This window comes from Pseudomonas sp. HP_14 (genome assembly GCF_055283875.1).
Window position 1 is genome coordinate 15,920 of record NZ_JBTOQI010000013.1, and the last position, 23,009, is coordinate 38,928.

Sequence of the window (23,009 nt, forward strand, 5' to 3'; positions counted from 1 at the left end):
CAGTGATGATCTTTTCGGCAAGTTTTATCTGTATGGATATACAGATAAAGTTTGTGGGAAGGTGCGCTGGGCATCGCAGAAAATCTATTGGCTTGAAAGCAATTCCGCAGGACCGTCTTCAGCCGGGAGGAGCTTATTACATTCGCTTGATCTTCTTCGCCAGAAATACCGTTCTCCCGGCTAAAGCGCGGCGCCGCCCGGCCAGTTTTGCGAGATCGTGGCACTCCTCACAGAAGGCGTGTAATCCCGCAAGCCTTGCACCAACCGCTCTGGCACCGCTATTTTGTCCCTGCGCTTTGTGAATAAAACACTCTTAAGGATGTTTGATGAGCTGGATGTTCCTGTTGTTCGCCGGTGCCTGCGAGATCATTTATGCGGCGGTCATGCCCCGCACCGACGGCTTTACCAAGCTCTTGCCCAGCCTTTTTTGCGGTTTCTTTATCTGTTTGAGCATGTACCTGCTCTCCCTGGCAACGCGCACGATACCGGTGGGCACAGCCTATGCTGTCTGGGTAGGAATCGGTGCTTTGGGGACGGCCATCTACGGAATGCTGGTGCTGGGCGAAGATCGCAGTGTGTTGCGGATTCTGTGTTTTTTGCTGATTCTGGCCGGTATCGTCGGTTTGAAACTGGTGTCTGCACCCCGCTGAATACGAGCCCTCGGTGACTATTGAGCTATACCGGTTAGAACAAAACATCTAAAACAGCGTCGAAAGCCCGACGAGTGTCCCTGTCTCGGTTTGAAGGAGCCATTTATGTTTATCCGGTCGTTGACCATCGCTACGTTGCTTGTCTCTGCAGGCCCTCTGCTTGCAGCTGACAGTGACAGCCCTCTGAACCAGGATCGTGGCAAGGCCCGGCCACTGATCGTGATTGCACCCAGCAGCGTCGACCCAACGCTGGTCAGCCTGCAAAACGCCCTCAAAGAACCGGCTAATCAGAAAGCTTTTACTGAACGTGACATGGTCCTTTACACCGTGATCAACACCATGGGCAAGCGCAACGGCAAAGACCTCGATGCGCAATCAACCATGGCGCTTATTCGTGAGCTGAAGCTGGGCGCAAGCACCGGCACCAAGGTCATTCTGGTCGGTAAGGACGGTGAGAAAAAGCTTGATCAGTTGGGTCCCATTGGCGTGAAAGATCTGTTCACCAAGGTTGATCAGTTACCCGCTGAGGAAAAGGCTGCCAGCGCTCCGGCCGTTGCTGCGCCAGTCCCTGAAGCCAAACCCGGTGCTGAAAAAAACGGCAAGCCCGCGAAAGGCGCCCCTAAGACGCTTGACGATTGACCGGTAGTTGTCGGGGCTGACGATTGTCGGCCTCGACACAGGTGACGCTCATACTGACGTGTGACCCGCTACCCAGAACCCGACCAGACTTCGCTCAAAACGTTAAGATGCACACCGGCAGGGGCTTGGGACTGAAACAGGCCCGGCTGGAACGTTTGCTTTAAAGTGTAGAACTCGATTTGAGCGATTTCAGACCATGAAGACCGTAGCAATTATTTTGTTTCCCGATTTCCTTCTGCTCGACATGGCCGGGCCGATGGAAGTCTTTTCAATCGCCAATCGTTATCTCGACCCTTCCAGGCACTACCAACTGACGACCGTCGGTACTCAGTCTTCGCCTATTCGTGCGTCAAATGGCGTGACGGTCACCCCGGATATTTGCGTTGAACACGCCCCGACTTCCTTTGACGTGTTACTGGTGCCAGGAGGGCCGGGGTCTTATAACGACAGTCATCCGCCACTGGTGGCGTGGCTGCAGCGGGCTGCGCAGGAATCGGTCCTCTACGGTTCGATCTGCACCGGCGCGTTTCTGCTGGGGCGGGCCGGTTTGCTCGATGGCCATACGGTGACCACTCACTGGCATTACACCGAGCGCTTGATCAAGGGCTTTCCCGCAGCCAATGTGACCACCGATCAGATCTACATCAAGGACCGCCGTCTGGTGACCTCCGGCGGTGTAACGGCCGGGATCGACCTGGCCTTGGCGCTGGTCGCCGAAGATCACGGCAAGAAAGTCGCGCTGGATGTTGCCAAGGTACTGCTGGTTGTCATGAAGCGGCAGGGCGGACAAGCGCAGTTCAGTCCGCTGGTGGCCACAGTCGCTACTCAGGAAACACCCATCACCCGAGTGCAGAACTACCTTGTCGAGCACCTTGAAGAGAGCTTCTGCATCGAACGCATGGCGTCGATGGCCGCGATGAGCCCACGGCATTTCGCCAGGGTCTTCAGTCGTGAAGTCAACATGACACCGATGGAGTTCATCCAGAATGCCCGGCTCGACAGGGCCCGCAACCTGCTGGAAACCACGGCGCTGCCGCTCAAGACGATTGCTCATCGCAGTGGGTTTGGCAGCGTGCGGTACATGCGCTCGCTGTTCAGCGACCGACTCGGCCTGACACCGAGCCAGTATCGGCAGCAGTTTGGTTGAGAGGAAATCAGGCATCCCCTCGAATGCATGGTGATCCTGCACCTTGTTGGCGAGAATGCTGGATGCGGTGGTTCAGGCCCGCCGCCTCGCGAACAAGTTCGCTCCTACCATTAGTGTTTAAATTCTTAACAACACCGAGTGCCGCTTTGTCCTGATTGTGCACCTTGATGACCGTTGCGCTCCCCTTGCGAGGGTTGTTTGAAAGTCGACGCCTGCGAAGATACCTCAAGGAATTTTTTGCAAGGCTCAGCCCCATGGACAACCCACCGTACGACGTTAACAACGATGCTGATCCGGTGACCCTCACCGGGGCGCACGTCAGTCTTGATATGCCGGTAACCGGCGGCCTGTCTCCCGGCCGACTGGCATTGGTCAAACAGCTCATCAGCGCCGACCTGAGCAAGAAAGTTTCTGTGCCTTTTCTGGCGGCGTCCTGCGAGTTGACCCGCAGTCATTTCTCGCGCTCATTCAAACGCAGTACGGGCATGTCTCCTCAGGACTGGATTCGCAATCAGCGCATCCAGCAAGCCAAGGAGCTGATAAAGAACTCGGCGATGACCCTCACGCAAATCAGCGCCGAATGCGGGTTTTGCGACCAGGCGCATTTTTCCCATATGTTCAGCAAAACCGAAGGCACAAACCCTGCTCTATGGCGTGGCATCGAACGCAAATCACAAGCAGCCAGCCAGGGTCACAGTTCGCGAAGCGCTCGCCACATATGGACTTTGGAAATGAACCCGGTCTCGGTCGCGACGGCCAGCGGCTCCAGCCCAAAGGATTCAAACCCGTTGTGCTCGTAAAGCTTGCGGGCTGAAGGGTTGTCTTCACTGACAGTCAGTTGTACCAACAACGCGTCAGGCCGGTTACGTGCGTAATCCAGCGCTGCTTCGAGCAGGGCCTGGCCGTAACCTTTGCCCTGTTGTTCGGCGACGACATACATGCCGAACAACAACACCTTGTGCCGGGCCCGTTGCCGACTGCTGAAGGTCAAGCCCACAGCGCCGAGTACGCTTTCACCGTCGAGGATACCGAACACCACTTGCCCCGCATCTTCTGCCTCATCAAGCCTGTGTTCCCACCACGACAAGGGCAGGGCAGCGCGCTCTTCAGGCGATGAGGTGAACGCCTCCGGGTGGCGGGTATAGGCGTCAAGCATCAATACTCTGTACGCAGCGGCATGCCGGGCGTGCAAGCGTTCAATAGTGGGCGTCGTCGATGTCTGCATTACACCACCGCAATCAGGTCAAGCTCGACCGTCGCGTTTTTAGGTAACTGATAAACGCCGATCGAGCTGCGAGTGTGCGCGCCCACTTCGCCGAGTACGAAGAACAACACTTCAGATGCGCCATCCGCCACTTCGCTCTGCTGGGTGAAATCCTGCGCACATTGCACATACAGGTTCATGCGCAGCAGGCGTTTGATTCCCTCCAGTGAACCGACGCTGCGTTGCAGCAACGCCAGCGCGCGCATGGCGCAAATTTTCGCGGCCAGTTGTGCCTGGGCGAGGCTGATGTCGGCTCCGGCACGCCCCGTCACTACCACCGTGTCACCACCCCGGGGGATCTGGCCGCTGACGTAAAGCTCATCGTTGTGACGAACCACAGGCACATAATTGCCGCCGATTTTGATTTCGCCGTCGAAGCTATAGCCCAGTTGCTCGGCGATCAGGTTGAAGCGCTGGTCTGCTGACATGTCAGGTCTCGTGGCCAAAGTGAGGGGGGGGGCGATGGGTGACTATATCGCCTCAAGTACCAAGGCTTGGCAAGCGGTCGTGAGCGCAAAATCTGATCCAGATCCTCGACCAGCAGATGAGTCGCCCCAGATGAGTCAATGCCAAGTAGAATCACGCTCTTGAAGGTTTTTGAGGTTTGACGGTGGTGGAGGTGCAACAGGGCTTTATCCTGAGTCGACACTGGCGCGATACGCCAGAAGGCACGCAAGTGGACTTCTGGCTGGCGACTGATGAGGGTCCCCGTCACATTCGCTTGCCGGTGCAACCTTCCGTGGCGTTCATTCCTGCCGAGCAGCGCGTCCGTGCCGAAGCGGTGCTGCGCAATGAAACCGGAGTCGAACTGCGTGAATTGAGCCTGTGTGACTTCCGCCATCGCCCGGTGCTTGGGGTTTACTGTCAGCAGCATCGGCAATTAATGAACCTGGAAAAGTCCCTGCGCAAAGGTGGCGTGGACGTTTACGAGGCCGATATCAGGCCGCCTGAACGCTATCTGATGGAGCGCTTCATCACCGCGCCCGTGCAGTTCAGCGGCGTCGCTGACAGCAACGGTACGCTATGCGAGGCACAGATCAGGCCTGCCGAGCATTACCGGCCAAAGCTGCGGCTGGTTTCACTGGATATCGAAACAACAGAAAAAGGTGAGCTTTATTCCATCGCGCTTGAAGGCTGCGACCAGCGCCAGGTGTACATGCTGGGCCCGGCCAATGGCGACGACCGCGAAGTCGATTTCGACCTTGAGTACTGCGACACCCGCAAGCAGTTACTGGAGCGTCTGAATCAGTGGCTGGCGCGTCATGATCCGGATGCGATCATTGGCTGGAATGTCGTGCAGTTCGATCTGCGGGTCTTGCACGAGCATGCCCAACGCCTGCAAGTGCCGTTGCGCCTTGGGCGTGGGGGTGAGGCGATGGGTTGGCGCGAGCATGGATCGCGCAACAATCACTTTTTCGCCGACGCCAGCGGGCGTCTGATCATCGACGGCATCGAGGCGCTGCGCTCGGCAACCTGGAGCTTTCCGTCGTTCAGCCTGGAAAACGTTGCGCAGACCTTGCTGGGCGAAGGCAAAGCGATTGATACGCCGTATCAGCGTATGGACGAAATCAACCGCATGTTCGCCGAGGACAAGCCAGCATTGGCTCGCTACAACCTCAAGGACTGCGAGCTGGTGACGCGGATTTTCGCCAGGACCGAACTGCTGACGTTTCTGCTGGAGCGCGCAACAGTCACCGGCTTGCCTGCTGACCGCAGTGGTGGCTCGGTTGCTGCGTTCTGTCATTTGTATATCCCGCTGATGCATCGTCAGGGTTTCGTGGCTCCCAACCTGGGCGAGCGCATGCCCGAGGCCAGCCCCGGTGGTTTTGTCATGGATTCGCAGCCAGGCCTTTATGAGTCAGTACTGGTGCTGGATTACAAGAGCCTGTATCCATCGATCATTCGTACTTTCCTGATCGACCCTGTAGGTTTGGTTGAGGGCATCCGTAACCCTTCGGATGAGCATTCGGTACCCGGCTTTCGGGGCGGGCGTTTTTCCCGTACCCGGCACTGTCTGCCCGCGATAGTGGAGCGGGTCTGGCAAGGTCGTGAAACCGCGAAGCGGGAGAACAACCAGCCGCTTTCCCAAGCGTTGAAGATCATTATGAATGCCTTCTACGGCGTGCTTGGCTCCAGTGGTTGCCGTTTTTTTGATACGCGGCTGGCGTCGTCCATTACCTTGCGCGGCCACGAGATCATGCGCCGTACCCGGCAGTTGATTGAAGCGCAGGGCTACACGGTGATCTACGGCGATACCGACTCCACGTTCGTCTGGCTCAAGAGCCTGCATGGCGAGGAAGAAGCAACCCGGATCGGTCGCTCACTGGTGCAGCAGGTCAACCAGTGGTGGCGTGAGCATCTGCAGCAGGAATACGGGTTGACCAGTGCGCTGGAACTGCAATTTGAAACTCATTTCCGCCGCTTCCTGATGCCCACGATTCGCGGCGCGGAGGAGGGTAGCAAGAAGCGCTACGCCGGTTTGGTCAGGCGCGCGGATGGTTCTGAGGAGATGATCTATAAAGGTCTTGAGACCGTGCGTACCGACTGGTCGCCACTCGCTCGGGAGTTTCAGCAGGCGTTGTATTCGCGGATTTTTCATCGCCAGCCCTATCAGGATTACGTGCGTGATTATGTGCGTCGTACCCTGGCCGGAGAGTTTGACGACTTGCTGATTTATCGCAAGCGGCTGCGGCGTCGACTGGATGACTACGAGCGCAACGTGCCGCCGCATGTTCGGGCCGCTCGACTGGCGGACGAACACAACGCGAATCTGGGACGTCCGAGGCAGTATCAGAACGGCGGCTGGATCAGCTACGTGATCACGGTCGCCGGGCCGGAGCCCCTGGAAACAAGGCATGCGCCGATTGATTACGATCACTACGTCAGTCGTCAATTACAGCCGATTGCCGACGCGATCCTGCCGTTTGTGGACGACGATTTCAGTACCTTGATTGGTGGGCAGTTGGGGTTGTTTTAGGGGATCAGCGCATTTGGCCGATTGAGTGCGCTCCCACAGACACCGCGCCTGCCCGGCCAGTCCTGAGAGATCAAGCGTGCAGGCGAGCATAGAATCTCCACAGGTGATTACATGCATCGGGTATCTCTGCCCTTGACGAGTCGCTCCACCAACTCCGGCAACAACACCTCACACGACATCTCAATCTTCAGGTCCAGCAGCTCATCCGCGCGGGTCTTGCCGATGTTGATGGCGATTAACGGCTTGCCTTGCTCGTTGATTGTTTTGCACAAACGGAACGCCGAGTAGGCCATCAGCGAGGAACCTACCACCAGCAAACCGTCAGCCTCGGTCACGCGGGCAAGCGCTTTGGCGGCAGTCTGTGGAGCAACGTTTTCGCCGAAAAACACCACGTCTGGCTTGAGGCGCTGGCCGTCGCAATAAGGACAATGAGGCACCTGAAAGCGGGACTCGAACGCCGGGTCGAGCAGGGTGTCGCCATCCGGTGCCTGAACCGCGTCAACGCCCGCGAGATAAGGATTTTGCAGTTCCATCAATTGCTGAATGGCTGCCCGGTCGGAGCGTTCGCCGCAGTCCAGGCACAGCACGCGGTGCAGGCTGCCATGTAGCTCGATAACGTCGCTGCTGCCAGCCTGATCATGGAGGGTGTCAACGTTTTGCGTGATCAACCCGCTGAGGCGCTGACGGGACTGCAATGTTGCCAGAGCCCGATGTGCCGCATTGGGTTCGGCGATTCGCACTCGCGGCCAGCCCAGCATGGCCCTGGCCCAATAGCGCCGACGGGCCTCGGGGGAACCGAGAAACTCCTGGAACATCATCGGCGCTTTGCCGCGCCTTACCCCATTGGTATCCCGGTAGTCGGGAATGCCTGAGGGGGTACTGATGCCTGCCCCGGTCAGGACCACGAAACGCTTGTGCGACATCAGCGCAAGAAGCGCTTCGACCGGGGCTACTGATGGGCTGTCCAGCATGAAGCGGTCTCCGCGTGGCATGAGTGGTATATGACCCGGCCCGTGCGAATGGGTGCCCTGCGAGTAATTATCAGGGTCTGGACATGACCATCAAACGCACCGCCATTAGCGTCAGTACGCTGGCAAGCAGCCGTGGCTGAAGTCTGCCCAGGCGCTCTTTTCCAGCGAACCAGCGGTTGATGGTACCCCCGAATGCGCCCAGCACCGCATGGAATACGAACGCTATTACCGTGAGCACCAGGCCGAGGAGGATCAACTGCTCGGCGATCATGCCCGTGGACGGTGTCACGAATTGTGGGAGGAAGACGATGAAGAACAGCAGTGCCTTGGGATTGAGCAGGCTGTTGAGCATGGCCCGGACAAACACCGTGCGCAGCGAAACCTGGTTATCGATGTGGCTCTCGCCCAGCTTGCCGCCTTGCAGGGCTTTCCAGGCCATCCACAACAGGTAGACCACCCCCGCATACCGAATAATGTCGAAAGACGGCGGCCATGCAGCGACCAGACCGGTTACGCCCGTTGCGGTGAGAACCGTCAGAACGATGTCTGCGGCGCTGATCCCCAATGCAACCGCAAGGCCACCGCGCCAGCCATAGGTAAAACCGTGGCTCATGACAAACGCCATGTTCGGGCCAGGAGTTATCAGCAGAAGCATGACTGCGCCGCAGAATAAAGACAGTGTTTGAAGGTCGATCATGAGCCGCTTCCCAGCGTTGAGTGGTGTACCTCGACGTTAGCCGATCGCACTCAAGAGGCTGCGCTACAGTTGCTGGCGATTGTTGTGCAACAGTTCCATGGTTTTGCCTTTGTCGGTCTGAAGTGAGAATCTCGCTGCCCATCTATTTTCAGAGCAGGCAGTGATGAGTCGTTATCCGTTCAAGCAGGTTGATGTTTTCAGCCGTCAGGCCCTGAAAGGCAACCCGCTGGCGGTGGTGCTCGATGCTGACGGGCTCGGTGAGGATACGATGGCGGCATTCGCCCATTGGACCAACCTCAGTGAAACAACCTTCGTGCTGAGCCCGCAGCACCCGGAGGCAGATTATCGGTTGCGAATCTTCACCACGCTGGATGAGCTGCCATTTGCTGGCCATCCGACGTTGGGCAGCTGTCATGCCTGGCTCGAAAGCGGCGGGCAGCCCAAGGGTGATGAAATCATTCAGGAGTGTGGCATCGGGTTAGTGCGTATTCGGCGTCAGGATGGACAATTGGCGTTTACGGCACCAGCGCTGTTGCGCTCGGGACCTGTCGACGCCGCTTTACTGGAGCGGATTCGCTCGGGCCTGGGCCTGGTGGGCAGCGCGATCCTGGAGGCTCGCTGGGTCGATAACGGCGCTGGCTGGTTGGCGCTGAGGCTTGTCGATCGGGCCAGCGTACTGGCGCTGCAGCCTGATTATGCGCAGTTGGCCGGGCTGGCCATTGGCGTCTTCGCGGCTTGGGATCCACTGTCCGATGGCGAAGACGCGCAGTTCGAGGTCAGGGCTTTTATCGCCGGAGACGGTATGCCGGAGGATCCGGTGACCGGTAGCCTCAACGCGGGCATCGCCCAATGGGTATTGAACGACGGGGTGGCGGCGGATAGTTATGTTGTGAGCCAGGGCACGGTAATGGGCAGGCAGGGCAGGGTCCACGTGCAACGTCTTGGTGATGACATATGGATCGGCGGTGATGTAGTGACCTGCATCGAGGGCAGCGTGGAACTGGGATGAGGCACCGTGGGACCGGCTTGCGGTTCACGATCAAGAGCACGCTTGTAGGCAAGCATAGAATCTCCAACCGTAAAAACGCCTTTCATCAGCGGCAACTGGGCCACAGTTGGGCTGCATTGGATTTGTAGGAGCCGAGCTTGCTCGCGATATAAACGACACGGCCTGTCAGATGTACCGAGATGCCTGTATCGCGGGCAAGCACCGCTCACAGAATCTACGCAGCACCCTCGGGCCGGTTTTAGCCGGGAGGGCGTCGAGATGTTCGCTAAGTTTTCTTTGGCGAAATACCGCTCTCCCGGCTAAAGCCGATCCCACGTCATCGTGCAGGTAAACATTGAGTTCCTGCCGGGATGGGAGCGTTAACCCAACGCCTCTCGTGTCCCCACCCCATCCACCAGTCGCATCAGCCCCAGCGGGTTACCGTTTTTCAATGCGTCGGGCAGTAACGAGTCGGGGTAATTCTGGAAGCAGATCGGGCGCAGAAAGCGGTTGATGGACAAGGTGCCGACCGATGTTCCGCGGGCGTCGGATGTTGCCGGATACGGGCCGCCATGGACCATCGCGTCGCTGACCTCCACACCGGTTGGATAGCCATTGATCAACAGGCGCCCGGCCTTGTACTCCATTAACGGCACCAGATCCGCGAACGCTTCGAAATCTGCCGGTTCGGCTATTAACGTCGCGGTCAGTTGGCCTTGCAGGCTGAGCACGGCTTGTTTCAGCTGTTCGGCGTCTTCAACCGTCACGGCAACCAGCATCGGCCCGAAGACTTCATGTTGCAGCAAGGTGTCGCCATCAAGCAGCAATGCGACGTCCGCTTCATACAATTGCGGGTAGGCCTGGTTGCCTTGTTGAACCTGTCCGGCGCGATGGTGCAGGCCTGGATGGCTGGCCAGTCGGCCCAATCCGTCAGCGAAGTTGCACAAGCCACCGGCGTTCAGCAGCGTATGCGGCGCATGGGCGTTGAGCAGATGGCCGAGCTTGTCCAGGAAGTGGCCAAACTGCGGTGAGCGGATGCCGATCACCAATCCCGGCTTGGTGCAAAATTGCCCGCCGCCCTGAACGACGGAGGCCGCCAGCTCAGCAGCAATTTTTTCGGCGCGCACTTCAAGCGCTGTCGGCAGCACCAGTATCGGGTTGATGCTCGACATCTCGGCAAACACCGGGATGGGTTCCGGACGTGCTGCGGCCATGTCGCACAATGCGCGCCCACCGCCCAGTGAGCCGGTAAAGCCGACGGCCTTGATCGCCGGGTGCTGAACCAGCCATGCACCGACGGTGCCGCCGTAGATCATGTTGAAGACGCCAGCAGGCATTCCGGTTTTTTCTGCGCCGCGGATAATTGCCAGTGCGGCCCATTCAGCCGTCGCCATGTGCCCCGGGTGGGCTTTGAATACCACCGGGCAACCAGCGGCCAGTGCGGCTGCGGTATCGCCCCCGGCTGTGGAAAACGCCAGCGGAAAATTACTGGCGCCGAATACCGCTACCGGGCCGAGACCGATATGGTATTGGCGCAGGTCCGGCCGGGGAAGCGGTTGGCGATCCGGCAAGGCCCGGTCAATACGCGCACCGTAGAAATCGCCTCGGCGCAACAGTTGTGCGAACAACCGCATCTGGCCGCTGGTGCGCGCCCGTTCACCCTGGATACGGCCCGGTGGCAGGGCTGTTTCACGGCAAACCATGGAGATGAATTCGTCACCCAGTGCGTCAAGTTCGTCGGCGATGGCGTCGAGAAAACTCGCCCTTTGCTGCGCGCTCGTGGTGCGGTAGGCGTGGTAAGCACCAGCGGCGGCGAGCGCGGCAGCGTCGACCTCATCGCGGGTTGCTTCCATGAAGGACAGTGGCAGAGCTTCGCCGGTCGTTGCATCCAGACTCTGCAGACTAACCGAGCCTGCTGCGCTGCGCTTGCCGTTGATGAAGTTGTGTCCGAGTAGAGCGGTCATGAGGCCTCCGGTGTAATTCGGTAAGAGGCCGTGTAAGCGGATCGACGGCCCGGCAGGTTTTCAGCACTGCAAGGTAGTCGAAGATTTGAATGTGCGCCCACTATTATGAGGCGAGCAGAGGATGCCTGCCGGGTAGTCAATTCAGGCAAACAAGCCAGATGCTACAGGCAAGACCGCAACGGCTCAGGGTTTGCCTGAGTGTTCATCAGTGTCAGACAGGGTGCTGATCAGGCGTTTGATATCTTCCTGAACGCCCGGAGGCAAACCATCCAGCTCGCTCAGTACTTTGGTTTCAGCTGCGGTTATGGAATCAATGGCCAGCAACTCCCGGGAGCCGGTGATCACATACAGGACGTCGACGCCTGACTTGGCGACAGCCCTAAGGTATTCAGCATTTGGAAACCGGTTGCCTCTTTCGTAAAGCCCTTGAGCATTGGCCTCAACCCCGCCAATGACACCCAGGTCGCGCTGGGAAAGAGCCAGTCGCTTTCTTTCCGCTTTGAGTCTGGGGCCCATGCCTTCCATTTGATATGTCCTGATGCTGAGCCTCGGTGGGAAGAGGTCAGTTATGCAATGAGTGATGACGCAGGTTAACAGAAGCCTCGGGGTGTGAGGGGTGTGATCCTGGTGGGTGACCGATGGAGGGGCTCACGGCGCTGTGTTGCCGGGGCCCCGTGCAATACGTTTGCCGGGTCTGGTCGCTACCTGACTGGCTTGACCGTCGCGCTGTTTGCCGGTCCTGGCTTCGCTGATCAATGCCGGGATCAGCGGGCCTTCAGGCAGGTTCTTCCAGAAACGGCTCGGTAAGTGACCTTGCATGACTTTCGGGTTCAGGCGCGCGGGGTTGAAGATATGGCTGTAATAGGTCAGCCACAGCTCGCCACCGGGATCATCGGCATTGCGCGCCAGTTGTTGCCACTCAACAGGGCAGACCCGCTGGTGAATCAGTTGTTGGCCGTCGTAGTACACGCCGTCCCTGGGCGTTGCAATCATCCAGCGATGCTGGCCCATACGGCCGATGAAGTGCTGGCTGGCGCTCAACAGAATGTCGTGGGCAGACTCGTGCCATGCGACATAGTGTGGCTGAGCGACGGATTCCGGCAAATCCGCAGCAGGCAGAGCGACAAAGCGCAGAAACGCATGCAGGTGATGAGCTTCGCGGCTGACTTGCTTGATCCTTCTGTGTAACTCGCTGCCCAGTTTGTCACCGGCAAGCATGGCGGTGCGATCGCCATGGCTGACGCGCCACAACACTTCATACAGCAGGCTCCAGCGCTGGTCGCCGCGATACTGCGCTGCGTTTTCCAGTAGTTCCAGCAGCGCCAGCGGGATGCGTGCCTGGAAGGGGCCCGGCTGTTCGGGATAACTGTGATCTGAACCGAACAGGTCGCTGGCTTCGCTGGACGTCCAACTGACCTGGCTTGGATCGACTTCATGGCTGAGCAGCCAGCGTGCCTGCTGACGCCAGTTATCGAACAGATCATCGCACTCCAGGCAAATCATCCCCACAGCCCCATTTGCTGAGGTGCCGGACGATCACGCAGGAGCATGTGTAGCGACTCACTGCTGCTTTCTGCCTGCGACGGGTGGTAGTCGCAGGTGACGATGAATGGCTTGGCCTTGGCCAGTACGCAGCGCATGCGGGTCAAATCTTCATAACGGATTCGCCGCTGTCGACGCAGCTCCATCAGACGGTTGGTCGTGCGAATACCAATTCCGGGGATGCGTGCAATCAGCGACGCGTCAGCACGGTTCAGGTCCAGTGGGAACAAGCTGCGATTGTTCAGCGCCCAAGCCAGTTTCGGGTCGATATCGAGCGCCAGGTGGCCCGGCCCCTGAAACAGTTCATTGACCTTGAAGCCATAGCCGCGCAACAGGAAGTCGGCCTGGTACAAGCGGTGTTCACGCATCAGTGGCGGTGCCGCCAGCGGCACACTTTTCGGGCTGTTGGGGATCGGGCTGAACGCTGAGTAATAAACCCGGCGCAGGCCGTAGTTACCATAGAGGGACTCGGCACTGCTGAGGATGGTGCTGTCATCGGTTTCGTCGGCACCAACGATCATTTGTGTGCTTTGCCCGGCAGGTACGAAGCGTGGGGCGCGGGGTTCGTTGAGAACAGTCTGTTGCCCGGTATGGATGGTCTGCATGGCCTGTTTGATCGTGACCACGTTTTTTTCCGGTGCCAGGGTTTTCAAGCCGTCGTCAGTGGGTAATTCGATGTTGACGCTCAGTCGGTCAGCATAGCGGCCCGCCATCTCGATCAGCGCCGGATCGGCGTCGGGTATGGTCTTGAGGTGGATATAACCGCGAAATTCGTGGACCTCTCGCAACAGTCGAGCCACCTCGATCAACTGCTCCATGGTGTAGTCCGCCGAGCGAATGATGCCGGAGCTGAGGAACAGCCCGCTCACGCAATTACGCCGGTAGAAGTCCAGGGTCAAAGTAACCACTTCTTCCGGGCTGAAGCGGGCACGAGGTACGTCGCTGGAGCGGCGATTGACGCAGTATTGGCAGTCATACAGACAGAAATTGGTCAGCAGAATCTTGAGCAGCGAGACGCAGCGCCCGTCTGGCGTGTAGCTGTGGCAAATTCCCATGCCGTTGCTTGATCCCAGCCCGGTCTTGCCCTCCGAACTGCGCTTGGGCGCGCCGCTGCTGGCGCACGAAGCGTCGTACTTGGCAGCGTCAGCGAGGATACTGAGCTTGTCGATGAGCTGCATGGGAAACTCCGATACTGTTTGAATGTACAGTATAGGGTTGGGTCGTGGGATGCAATGTCCTGTGGTCGGGAGAATGGGCTATGAGTTACGTGAAATGGAGTGCACGGGTATTGTGAACGGGACTGCAATCCCACATACGATCCCGTTCCAGTTCAAATGAGCAAGATTTTCACTTGAAAATCCTTGCCACTCCTCGCTACATCCCCTGACTCCCGCGAATCAGATCATAGGCCTTGCGTGCGAGCGGGTTGACGGTGTTGGGCCTGATCCACAGGTGGTAAGTCACATCCGGCAGGCGTGGCAAACCGTCGTTTTCTCCCAGTACGCGCATGTCCGGGCCGAGCATTTCCATGCTCCGCGCGGTGACACCCAACCCGGCACGGGTGGCAGCCTTGATGCCGATCAGGTTGGACGCCAGATACGCCTGCCGCCAGGGGATATTGGCGCGTTCCAGGGCCTCTAGCGCATAACGCCGATAGATGCTCGGTTCGTCCACCAGAATCAACGGTAAGGGCTCGCCGGGCACGTGGATGTACTGCGCGGAGCAGATCCACCACACCGGAGAGGTGCGCAGCGCAAAGCCTTCAAGGTCCGGGTCTTCGCGGGTCGAAATCACCATGTCTACTTTGCCGCGATGCAGATCGTCCATCAGGAACGGGCTGCGGCCGACGTCGATTTCCAGGCGCAGGCGCGGTGCTGAACGGGCGATGTGGCTGAGGATCGGCGGCAGGATGGTGTCAGCGACGTCATGAGGGGAGCCGATGCGCAGCACGCCACTCAGGCTGTCTTCGCGCAGGGAGTTAAGCGCTTCGTCATTGAGCGACAGCATTTGCCTGGCATGGCGCAGCAACTGGCGACCTGGCTCGGTGAGCTGTTTCTGGCGTCCCTGCTTATGGAACAGGCTGACACCCACCTGCTGTTCCAGACGCTGCATGTGCTGGGTCACGGAGGATTGGGTGCGCGCCAGTTGTGCGCCCGCTTCGGCAAAGCTGTGGTGGTCGACCACGGCAATGAACGTACGCAGCAGTTCCAGATCGAGGGTCGTACTGGGAGGAGGGTTCAACATGTGCATACGGCTCGGTCATATCAATCAGATAGCGCAATACATTACGTTTATTTATGTAATGGCAGTGAGTATTTTAAGAGATTTCCGCGAAAGCCCTGTTTTACGAGCTTATAGCGTTTATGTCTAAAACGAAAATACAGAAAGTTATAACCATATTTGATATTTGAATTTCCGTTAATCGCTGGCGCTACCTAGGATGCCCCACATCAGGTCGGGGGACGCCGACCATCAGCCAGGGAATGAACCGGGAATGACTATGCCTAACACACGCACGCCAGCTTCACGTTTTCTGCCTGTCATGTTGGGCGCTTTGGTTTCGCTTGCGGTGACCGGTATGGCGCAGGCCGATGCAACGCTGGACAAAATTGAAGCCCGGCACAAGCTGGTGGTCGGTGTGCTGCTCTCTGGTGGGCCGTTCGGCTCTATCGATCCTGCCAATCAAAAGCCGAAAGGCTTGAACGTTGACCTGGCAGAAGACATCGGCCGCCGCCTTGGCGCTGAAGTTGAACTGGTGCCGGTACTGCCCGCCAATCGTGTGCAATTCCTGCAGCAGGGTAAGGTGGATCTGTTGATTGCCAACATGGAGTGGACCGCTGAACGCAGCCAGATTCTGGGGTCTGTACCCACACCTTTCTATCGCGTCGGCGGCACTGCGGCGGTATTGAAGGACAGCAAGATCAACACCTGGCAAGACCTCAAAGGCCAGTCGGTGTGCACCTCCCAGGGCAGTAGCTACGTCAAACCGCTGACTGAGTTTGGTGCTGAGCTCAAGGCATTCAAAAGCTCCTCCGAATCCCTGCTGGCGCTGCGTGGCAACAACTGCGTGGCTGCCGTTCATGATTCGACACTGATCAATCCGCTCGTGGCCAACAATCCGGAATGGAAGGACTACCGTGCCATTGCTCCGGAGCTGAACCCGGCACCCTCGGTGATCTGGACGCGTCAGGGCGAAACCGATACCCAGGCCAGGCTCGACAGCATCGTCAAAGACTGGCACCGCAGCGGTTTTCTGATCGAGGCTGAAAAACGCCACAACATCACGCCTGCATCGCCTGCGCTGGTTGAGCTGCATGCGCAGTTCAAGGGCTGATTAGCGGGCTCTTCTGTAGGAGTTGCCGAAGGCTGCGAAAGCGGTGTGCCAGGTGCAACCGCTTCGCAGCCTTCGGCAGCTCCTGCAGAGGCTTCATTCTGTCGGTAAGGACTTTCCATGAACACCTTCTTCACCCGTAAAACCCTGACAGCACTAGGGCTGGTGCTCTGCGCCGGGCTGGCTCACGCTGACGCGACGCTCGACAAGATCCAGCAGCGCCACAAGATCAGCGTTGGTGTGATTCTCAGCGGGCCGCCATTTGGCACTATCGATCCGAAGACCGGCGAGCATCTGGGCTACAACGTCGAACTGGCCAAAGGCATTGCCAAACAAATGGGCGTCGAGCTGGAGACTGTTTCGGTGCTGGCGCCGAACCGCGTGCAGTTCCTGCAGCAGGGCAAGGTTGATCTGTTGATCGCCAACATGCAGTACACCGACGAGCGCGCCGAAATTCTCGATTACGTGCCGACCCCCTATGAAGAAGTCGGCGGTGCTGCACTGATTCGCAAAGGCGCCGGGATCAGCACGTGGGAAGACCTCAAGGGCAAGCCGGTGTGCGTGTCCCAGGGCAGCAACTTTATCAAGCCTCTGCAGGAAACCTACGGCGCGCAGATCAAGGCGTTCCGCAGCCAGTCCGAATCGCTGTTGTCCCTGCGTGGCAACGGCTGCGTGGCGGCGGTACATGTCAGCCCGACCATGCATGCGCTGCTCAGCGACGCCGAGTGGGCTGACTATGCGATTCCATTGCCGAACGATCTGATCCCGTCCAATTCGGTGATCTGGATTCGCAAGGGCGAACATGATGTGCAAGCCAGGCTCGACGCCATTGTGCGTGACTGGCACCGCAGCGGCTGGTTGATCGAGGTCGGCGAACGCACCGGCATGGCACCGTCTCAAGCCTTGCGTGACCTGCATGAAAAATTCCGTAACGCCGCGCCGTTGGCCGTCAGTCAATGAGTGCAGCCCTGTTCCAGGCGTTACAGCAACTGCTGGGTGCCGTTCATGTGCAGAGCGGTGATGACACCGCCTCGCAACTGACCGACAAGCAAGGCCGTTACGTTGGCCGGGTGGTGGCGATAGTTCGCCCGGCTGATACCGAACAGGTCGCAGCCGTTGTCCGCCTGTGTGTCGTTCATGACGCGCCCGTCGTGGTGCAGGGGGGCAACACCGGCTTGATGGGCGGCGCGACACCCGATGCCAGCGGCACCGCCGTGCTGGTATTGCTGGATCGACTGAACCGCGTGCGCGCAGTGGACACCGACAACGATACGTTTACCGTCGAGGCCGGCTGCATCCTGCAACACCTGCAAGAGGTGGCGCGTGAAGCCGGGCGTCTGTTCCCGCTCAGTCTGGGCGCGGAGGGCAGTTGCACCATCGGCGGCAACCTGGGTACCAACGCTGGCGGTACTGCCGTACTGCGTTATGGCAACACACGTGAGTTGACGCTGGGGCTGGAAGTGGTGACTGCCGAGGGCGAAATCTGGCATGGCCTGCGCGGTTTGCGTAAGGACAACACCGGCTACGACCTCAGGGATTTATACATTGGCAGTGAAGGCACGCTGGGCATCATCACTGCCGCTACGTTGAAACTGTTCCCACTGCCCAAGGCTCAGGCAACGGCGTTTCTGGCGTTCGACTCGCTGGCGCAAGCGGTGAGTTTTCTGTCCCATGCCCGCGCTGGATTTGGCGCAAGCCTGACGGCATTCGAGTTGCTGACGGCTGATTGTCTGGCGTTGCTGCGCGAGCAGTTTCCGGACGGTCCGCAGCCATTTTCCAAGGCAGCGCAACCCTGGTTTGCACTGTTGGAACTCTCTGATAACCACAGCGAAAGCCACGCCCGGCAATCGTTTGAAGAGGTTTTGGGCGCAGCATTTGAAAGCGAATTACTGGCTGATGCTTTGATTGCCGAAAGCCTCGCCCAGAGCGAAGCCCTGTGGTTACTGCGCGAGAACATGAGTGACGCGCAGAAGCGCGCCGGTCGCAACATGAAGCACGACATCTCCGTGCCGATTTCCCGGGTGGTCGATTTCGTTACTCACACCAACGCCTTGCTACAGGCGCATTTCCCTGGCGTACGCAACTTCACCTTCGGTCATCTGGGCGACGGCAACCTGCATTACAACGTGGCCCATCCGCTGGATTCGACGGTTGAGGCGCACATGGCCAATTACGCTGCCCTAAGCCTGCTGGTGCACGACAGTGCGCATGCTCATGGCGGCTCGATCAGCGCTGAGCACGGCATCGGCCAGCGCAAGCTGGACATGCTGTCGCGCTACAAAAGCCCGGTAGAGCTGGACCTGATGCGTCGCATCAAGCGGGCGCTGGACCCGAAAAACCTGCTCAACCCCGGCAAAGTCCTGGTGGTTGGCGAACAGGGAGAAGCGCCATGAGTGTGCGTCTGTCAAAACGCGTACAGCGCGTCACGCTGTCGGCCAATGCCGCAGCCAAATCACGAGTCACCGCCTTGCGCGAGGCGGGGGTCGATATCCTCGACCTGACCACCGGTGAGCCGGATTTCGATACGCCGGAACACATCAAGCAAGCCGCCTATGCCGCCATTGCAGCGGGCGATACCAAGTACACCGCAACCCCTGGCGTGAAAGCTCTGCGGGATGCCGTGCAGCGTAAGCTCAAGCGGGAAAACGCGCTGGAATATCCGTTGCCCTCCATCGTGATTGCCAACGGTGCCAAACAGATTATTTATAACGCCTTTGCCGCCACTCTGGATGACGGTGACGAAGTCCTTGTACCGGTACCGTACTGGCCGTCGTTTCCGGACAGCGTGCGCTTTAGCGGTGGCGAACCGGTGTTTATCGAGTGCCCGCTGGAACAGGGCTGCAAGCTGACGCCGACCCAGTTGGAAAGCCACATCACTGAGCGCACCCGCTGGCTGATTCTCAACGGCCCCGGCAACCCGAGCGGCGCGGTCTACAGCGAAGCCGAATTACAGGCATTGGCTGACGTGCTTCGACGTCATCCGCAGGTCCTGGTCCTGCTGGACGAGTTGTATGAGCACATTCGCTTTGATGGTCGTCAGGCGTTGAACCTGCTCAACGTGGCCCCGGATCTGCAATCGCGCTGCCTGTTGGTGGGCGGTGTCTCCAAGACTTACGCCATGACCGGCTGGCGCATCGGCTTTGGTGCTGGCCCGCAAGAGCTGACCACCGCCATGACGGTGGTGCAATCGCAATCCACTTCTGGCGCATCGTCAGTCGGGCAGGCGGCAGCGCTAGCGGCATTTGACGGCGGGTTGGTTTTCCTGCCCGAGCAGGTCGCGGCGTATCACCAGCGTCGTGATGTACTGGTAGCGGCATTGCGCGAGGTTGACGGGCTGCAGGTTCTGGAGCCTCAAGGCGGGTTTTTTGTGTTTGTCCGCTGCGCCGGTTTGCTCAGTCGTTATCGTCCGGACGGCCAGCGTATTGACAGCGACGCCGACGTGGTCGACTGGTTGCTGGAGTCAGGTGTCGCAGGCGTCGCGGGCAGTGCTTACGGCCTGTCACCCTGGTTCCGCCTGTCGATTGCCACTGCAACGACTAGCGTTGCTGAAGCCGGACGACGCATCGCCGCGGCCTGCGCGCGTTTACTCAGCGAGGTGCCTGCATGAGTCATTGGCTGGAATTGTTCGTCCACTGGACCGCAGGGTTCGGACTCAATTACAACTTTCTGCTGGATGCCTATCAACGCGGCTCCATGGTAGACGGTGCGCTGACCACCATGCTGTTGTGCGCTTTCACCATCGTCGGCAGCTTGCTGGTAGGCGTTGTGCTGGCGGCAATGCTGACGTCGGGCAAAACGTATCTGGCAACCCCGGCGCGGATATTCATTGAGGTCACCCGCAACACGCCAACCCTGGTTCAGCTGTATTGCGCGTTTCTGGTGCTGAACATGTTGCTGACTCAGGCTGTTGGCGCGGCCAACCCGCTGACACCGTTTGCCTGGGTCGTGATCGTGATTTCCTTGCACAAGGGCGCGTTTCATGCCGAGGCGTTGCGCGCCGGTATCGAGGCTGTGCCGTCGGTGACCATGGAGGCTGCCAGCTCGCTGGCGTTCAGCAGCCGTCAGTTGTTGTGGAATGTACAACTGCCGCTGGCCCTGCGTTTCGCCTTGCCGTCCCTGATCAACAACCTGATCGATCTGGTGAAAATGACGGCAGTGGCATCTGCCATTGCGGTTGGCGACATCACTTACGCGGCGATCATGATCTGGACCCAGAGCGATAACGTGCTGGAGCTGATGATTCTGATTCTGTCGTTCTTCGGCTTGCTGAGCTTCTTCGTCAATTGTGTAGGTCGCGCCCTCGAAGCGCGCCTGAGGATGCCTGGTTATGGCCACTGACTCTTCCACTGTGGCTGTGCCGCTGGCTTGGCCGCGCCGCCACATCGGCAAGCTGGCGCTGCTCGTTGCGGTAGTTGCCTGGCTGATCTTCGCTGCCCCGCAAAGCCCGGTGTTCATGGCGCTGGTGCAATGGTCGCCGGCATTGGCCAAGGGGTTCGGGCAAAACATCCTGATCAGCCTGGTTGCGATCGGGCTGGGCACGCTAGCGGGCCTGTTGATTGGTGCACTGGCCTTGTCGCCCGGCTGGATATTGCGTCTGCCCGCGCGGATCTGGGTGCAGATTTTCCGTAATGCGCCGTGGCTGGTGCTGATCTACTTCACGACGTACGTGTTCCCTTTCGAGATACACATCGGCAGCTCTTACGTGTCGTTTCCCGACTGGGTCAAGGTCACCATTGGCCTGGCGTTGCCTGCGAGTGCCAACGTTGCGGAGATCTTCCGTGGTGCGATTGGCTCGATCCCCAGTACCCAATGGGAAGCCGCACGTTCGCTGGCGTTTACCCGCTGGCAGATTTTCACGTCGATCATTCTGCCGCAGTGTTTCAAGCGCATGTTGCCGCCATGGATGAATCTTTATGCGGTGATCACCATGGGCACTGCGCTGGCCTCTCTGGTCGGCGTGCATGACGTGATCGACACCGCGCAGATCGCCAGTAATACCGTGAACCAGACCGGCTTCACCGTGCTGATCTACATGAGCCTGTTGGCGCTGTTTTTCGCCTACTGCTATCCGATTTCCCGTTTGACTCAACGTCTGGAGCGCCGTTATGCCTTCTATTGATAAAGCCTCCCAGCCACTGGTGAGTCTGCGCGACCTGCATTTGTCATTCGGCACCAACCATGTACTCAAGGGGATTGATCTTGAGGTGCAACGCGGTCAGGCGGTGTCGATCATCGGACCTTCGGGGTCGGGGAAGTCAACCATTCTGCGTTGCATTACCGGTTTGCTGCAGACCCAGCGCGGCACCATCCAGGTCGGTGCAACCGAAGTCAACAAGCTGGCCACCGAAGCTGACCGCATCGAACTGCGTAAACGGGTTGGTTTCGTGTTTCAGCAATACAACCTGTTCCCGCATTTGTCGGTACTCGAGAACCTGGTGATTGCGCCACGCAAGGTGCTGGGTATCAGCCGGGCCGAGGCCGAGCTGCAAGCCCGGGCACTGCTGGCCAAGGTCCGCATGGAACACAAGGCGGATGCCTATCCGGGGCAGTTGTCCGGTGGTCAGCAACAGCGCGTGGCGATTGCCCGGGCGTTGGCCATGCGTCCTGAGCTGATCCTGTTTGACGAAGTGACTTCCGCGCTGGACCCGGAAACGGTCGGCGAGGTGCTGACCGTGATCCGTGAGTTGACGGAGGAGGGCATGACCTGCGTGCTGGTCACCCACGAAATGCGTTTCGCCGAAGAAATCAGCGATGTGGTGTATTTCACCGAGAACGGATTGATCGTCGAACACGGCAGCGCCGAGCAGATTTTCCAGCGGCCGATCAGCGAGCGTACCCGCGAGTTCCTGCGTCATGCGCTGGGGGATTCAGGTCGACGTCCGGCGGCACACAATGATCCCTACGTGCTGAGCAATCTGGGCCGGTACAGCATTTCTGTTTGAGTCTGTAAGAGGCCCCCAAACTGTTTTGATTTGAAATGCTTTCCCGTGTGGGCGCTGGGCTTGCCGGCGATACGGGCAACGCATATCGCGGGCAAGCCCAGCTCCCACAGGGGGGAAAGCGTTTCAGTTCAAGAGTTAACCCAGGAGTATTTATGACTATCGAAAACCGTGCCGAAGCCATCGAAACCCTTTTGCAGCAAGTGCGTGTGATCAACGATCGTGGCGTCGACCGTGCGGCGTTGCAGGAAATCATCGCGCTGCTTGAAGGTCTTGCCACTCGCCATGACCTGTTTAATTTCGACACCTTTCCCTCGCCGGTCCCCGGGGCGGGTTCGACGGCTTTTCGCTATCGCCTGAACGACGATGGCAACACGCCAACGCTGTACATGAACTCGCTGTTGCCGGGCAAAAAAACCTTGCCTCACAACCATGAGACCTGGGCGGTGATCGTTGCCGTACAAGGGCAGGAAATCAATTACGTCTGGGCGCGTACCGACGATGGCAGCAACCCTGGGTACGCCAGACTTGAGCTGGACAAAGAGGTCGTGGTGCAGCCCGGCACGCCGATTGGCTTTTTGGGTGAAGATCTGCATGGCATCCGGGTTGAGGGTGATACGCCGACGCTGCATTTCCACTTGTACGGTCGTCCGCTGGAGTCGTTGAACGGCCGCTTTGGTGTCAACGAGGAAGGCCGCGTCTTGAATTACAACGCGTCGCAGATGGAACCCTCGATCAAGGCTTATGCGTGATTGATGTGCACCCTATGCGTGCCTGTGGCAGGGCTGGGGTAATCGGTTAACCGGCAGTTGGTGTGTGCGATAAATAATGACGCGGTGTGACTTATATCCACGTCTCATGTATCGCGGGCAAGCACCGCTCCCACAGGTCCTGCATCAA

The 23,009-nt window shown here is 58.8% G+C and carries 23 protein-coding genes; 14 read left to right on the forward strand and 9 right to left on the reverse strand.

Annotated features, from left to right (window positions below; all coding sequences use genetic code 11):
• Nucleotides 1-326: 326 nt before the first annotated feature.
• The 4 genes from ACYASS_RS11890 to ACYASS_RS11905 all read left to right on the forward strand — a co-directional run bounded on the left by ACYASS_RS11890 (nt 327) and on the right by ACYASS_RS11905 (nt 3,236).
• Nucleotides 327-650: a DMT family transporter gene (locus tag ACYASS_RS11890; protein WP_243248987.1), complete on the forward strand. Its 324-nt coding sequence runs from the start codon at nt 327-329 to the stop codon at nt 648-650.
• 105 nt (nt 651-755) lie between these two features.
• The gene (locus tag ACYASS_RS11895) at nt 756-1,289 is read left to right on the forward strand and encodes a DUF4174 domain-containing protein (RefSeq protein ID WP_463586253.1); all 534 of its coding nucleotides are present in this window, start codon (nt 756-758) and stop codon (nt 1,287-1,289) included.
• Between the two features lie 196 nt (nt 1,290-1,485).
• Nucleotides 1,486-2,436, forward strand: a complete 951-nt coding sequence (locus ACYASS_RS11900) for a GlxA family transcriptional regulator (protein WP_463586254.1) — start codon at nt 1,486-1,488, stop codon at nt 2,434-2,436.
• Between the two features lie 329 nt (nt 2,437-2,765).
• Nucleotides 2,766-3,236 carry a helix-turn-helix domain-containing protein gene (locus ACYASS_RS11905; RefSeq protein WP_243249009.1) on the forward strand — a complete coding sequence of 157 codons (471 nt, stop codon included), beginning with the start codon at nt 2,766-2,768 and terminating at the stop codon, nt 3,234-3,236.
• Here the strand turns inward: ACYASS_RS11905 and ACYASS_RS11910 are convergent.
• On the reverse strand, nt 3,128-3,661 hold the full coding sequence (locus tag ACYASS_RS11910) for a GNAT family N-acetyltransferase (RefSeq protein ID WP_463586255.1): 534 nt from the start codon (nt 3,659-3,661) through the stop codon (nt 3,128-3,130). The two genes, ACYASS_RS11905 and ACYASS_RS11910, sit on opposite strands and share 109 nt — an antisense overlap.
• Nucleotides 3,661-4,128 (reverse strand): RidA family protein, encoded by a 468-nt coding sequence (locus ACYASS_RS11915; protein ID WP_463586256.1) that lies wholly within the window; start codon nt 4,126-4,128, stop codon nt 3,661-3,663. Before ACYASS_RS11915 ends, ACYASS_RS11910 begins: the two co-directional genes overlap by 1 nt.
• 185 nt (nt 4,129-4,313) lie before the next feature.
• Here ACYASS_RS11915 and ACYASS_RS11920 point away from each other — a divergent pair, with 185 nt between their 5' ends.
• Nucleotides 4,314-6,677 (forward strand): DNA polymerase II, encoded by a 2,364-nt coding sequence (locus ACYASS_RS11920; protein WP_463586310.1) that lies wholly within the window; start codon nt 4,314-4,316, stop codon nt 6,675-6,677.
• 107 nt (nt 6,678-6,784) lie between these two features.
• On the opposite strand, the gene ACYASS_RS11925 is transcribed toward ACYASS_RS11920, so the two are convergent.
• Nucleotides 6,785-7,648, reverse strand: a complete 864-nt coding sequence (locus ACYASS_RS11925; protein WP_463586257.1) for an NAD-dependent protein deacetylase — start codon at nt 7,646-7,648, stop codon at nt 6,785-6,787.
• A 70-nt stretch (nt 7,649-7,718) separates the two neighbouring features.
• Nucleotides 7,719-8,345 (reverse strand): LysE family translocator, encoded by a 627-nt coding sequence (locus ACYASS_RS11930; RefSeq protein WP_463586258.1) that lies wholly within the window; start codon nt 8,343-8,345, stop codon nt 7,719-7,721.
• Between the two features lie 163 nt (nt 8,346-8,508).
• Between ACYASS_RS11930 and ACYASS_RS11935 the strand changes: the two genes are divergently transcribed.
• A complete protein-coding gene (locus ACYASS_RS11935; protein WP_463586259.1) occupies nt 8,509-9,354 on the forward strand; it encodes a PhzF family phenazine biosynthesis protein in 846 nt (281 codons plus the stop codon).
• Between the two features lie 359 nt (nt 9,355-9,713).
• On the opposite strand, the gene ACYASS_RS11940 is transcribed toward ACYASS_RS11935, so the two are convergent.
• The 5 genes from ACYASS_RS11940 to ACYASS_RS11960 form a co-directional block, all read right to left on the reverse strand.
• Complete coding sequence (locus ACYASS_RS11940; RefSeq protein WP_463586260.1) at nt 9,714-11,297, reverse strand: aldehyde dehydrogenase (NADP(+)); 1,584 nt, start codon at nt 11,295-11,297, stop codon at nt 9,714-9,716.
• A 183-nt stretch (nt 11,298-11,480) separates the two neighbouring features.
• Nucleotides 11,481-11,822 (reverse strand): helix-turn-helix domain-containing protein, encoded by a 342-nt coding sequence (locus ACYASS_RS11945; RefSeq protein ID WP_463586261.1) that lies wholly within the window; start codon nt 11,820-11,822, stop codon nt 11,481-11,483.
• 123 nt (nt 11,823-11,945) lie between these two features.
• On the reverse strand, nt 11,946-12,800 hold the full coding sequence (locus ACYASS_RS11950) for a TIGR03915 family putative DNA repair protein (RefSeq protein WP_463586262.1): 855 nt from the start codon (nt 12,798-12,800) through the stop codon (nt 11,946-11,948).
• Nucleotides 12,797-14,017, reverse strand: a complete 1,221-nt coding sequence (locus tag ACYASS_RS11955) for a putative DNA modification/repair radical SAM protein (protein WP_243248997.1) — start codon at nt 14,015-14,017, stop codon at nt 12,797-12,799. Before ACYASS_RS11955 ends, ACYASS_RS11950 begins: the two co-directional genes overlap by 4 nt.
• A gap of 196 nt (nt 14,018-14,213) precedes the next feature.
• Nucleotides 14,214-15,083, reverse strand: a complete 870-nt coding sequence (locus tag ACYASS_RS11960; protein WP_463586263.1) for a LysR substrate-binding domain-containing protein — start codon at nt 15,081-15,083, stop codon at nt 14,214-14,216.
• 256 nt (nt 15,084-15,339) lie between these two features.
• On the opposite strand from ACYASS_RS11960, the gene ACYASS_RS11965 reads away from it, so the two are divergent.
• The 8 genes from ACYASS_RS11965 to ACYASS_RS12000 all read left to right on the forward strand — a co-directional run bounded on the left by ACYASS_RS11965 (nt 15,340) and on the right by ACYASS_RS12000 (nt 22,861).
• Nucleotides 15,340-16,173 carry a transporter substrate-binding domain-containing protein gene (locus ACYASS_RS11965; RefSeq protein ID WP_463586311.1) on the forward strand — a complete coding sequence of 278 codons (834 nt, stop codon included), beginning with the start codon at nt 15,340-15,342 and terminating at the stop codon, nt 16,171-16,173.
• Nucleotides 16,174-16,290: 117 nt separating this feature from the next.
• Entirely contained in the window at nt 16,291-17,130 is an 840-nt protein-coding gene (locus tag ACYASS_RS11970; protein ID WP_463586264.1) for a transporter substrate-binding domain-containing protein, read from the forward strand.
• A complete protein-coding gene (locus ACYASS_RS11975) occupies nt 17,127-18,563 on the forward strand; it encodes an FAD-binding oxidoreductase (RefSeq protein WP_463586265.1) in 1,437 nt (478 codons plus the stop codon). Before ACYASS_RS11970 ends, ACYASS_RS11975 begins: the two co-directional genes overlap by 4 nt.
• The gene (locus ACYASS_RS11980; RefSeq protein WP_463586266.1) at nt 18,560-19,777 is read left to right on the forward strand and encodes an aminotransferase class I/II-fold pyridoxal phosphate-dependent enzyme; all 1,218 of its coding nucleotides are present in this window, start codon (nt 18,560-18,562) and stop codon (nt 19,775-19,777) included. Before ACYASS_RS11975 ends, ACYASS_RS11980 begins: the two co-directional genes overlap by 4 nt.
• A complete protein-coding gene (locus ACYASS_RS11985; protein ID WP_122664326.1) occupies nt 19,774-20,508 on the forward strand; it encodes an amino acid ABC transporter permease in 735 nt (244 codons plus the stop codon). The genes ACYASS_RS11980 and ACYASS_RS11985 overlap by 4 nt, the downstream gene beginning before the upstream one ends.
• Nucleotides 20,498-21,289 carry an amino acid ABC transporter permease gene (locus tag ACYASS_RS11990; protein WP_463586267.1) on the forward strand — a complete coding sequence of 264 codons (792 nt, stop codon included), beginning with the start codon at nt 20,498-20,500 and terminating at the stop codon, nt 21,287-21,289. The genes ACYASS_RS11985 and ACYASS_RS11990 overlap by 11 nt, the downstream gene beginning before the upstream one ends.
• Nucleotides 21,276-22,112, forward strand: coding sequence for an amino acid ABC transporter ATP-binding protein (locus ACYASS_RS11995; protein WP_463586268.1), 837 nt, complete (start codon nt 21,276-21,278; stop codon nt 22,110-22,112). The genes ACYASS_RS11990 and ACYASS_RS11995 overlap by 14 nt, the downstream gene beginning before the upstream one ends.
• A gap of 152 nt (nt 22,113-22,264) precedes the next feature.
• Nucleotides 22,265-22,861, forward strand: coding sequence for a cysteine dioxygenase family protein (locus ACYASS_RS12000; protein ID WP_463586269.1), 597 nt, complete (start codon nt 22,265-22,267; stop codon nt 22,859-22,861).
• The last annotated feature ends 148 nt before the right edge of the window (nt 22,862-23,009 follow it).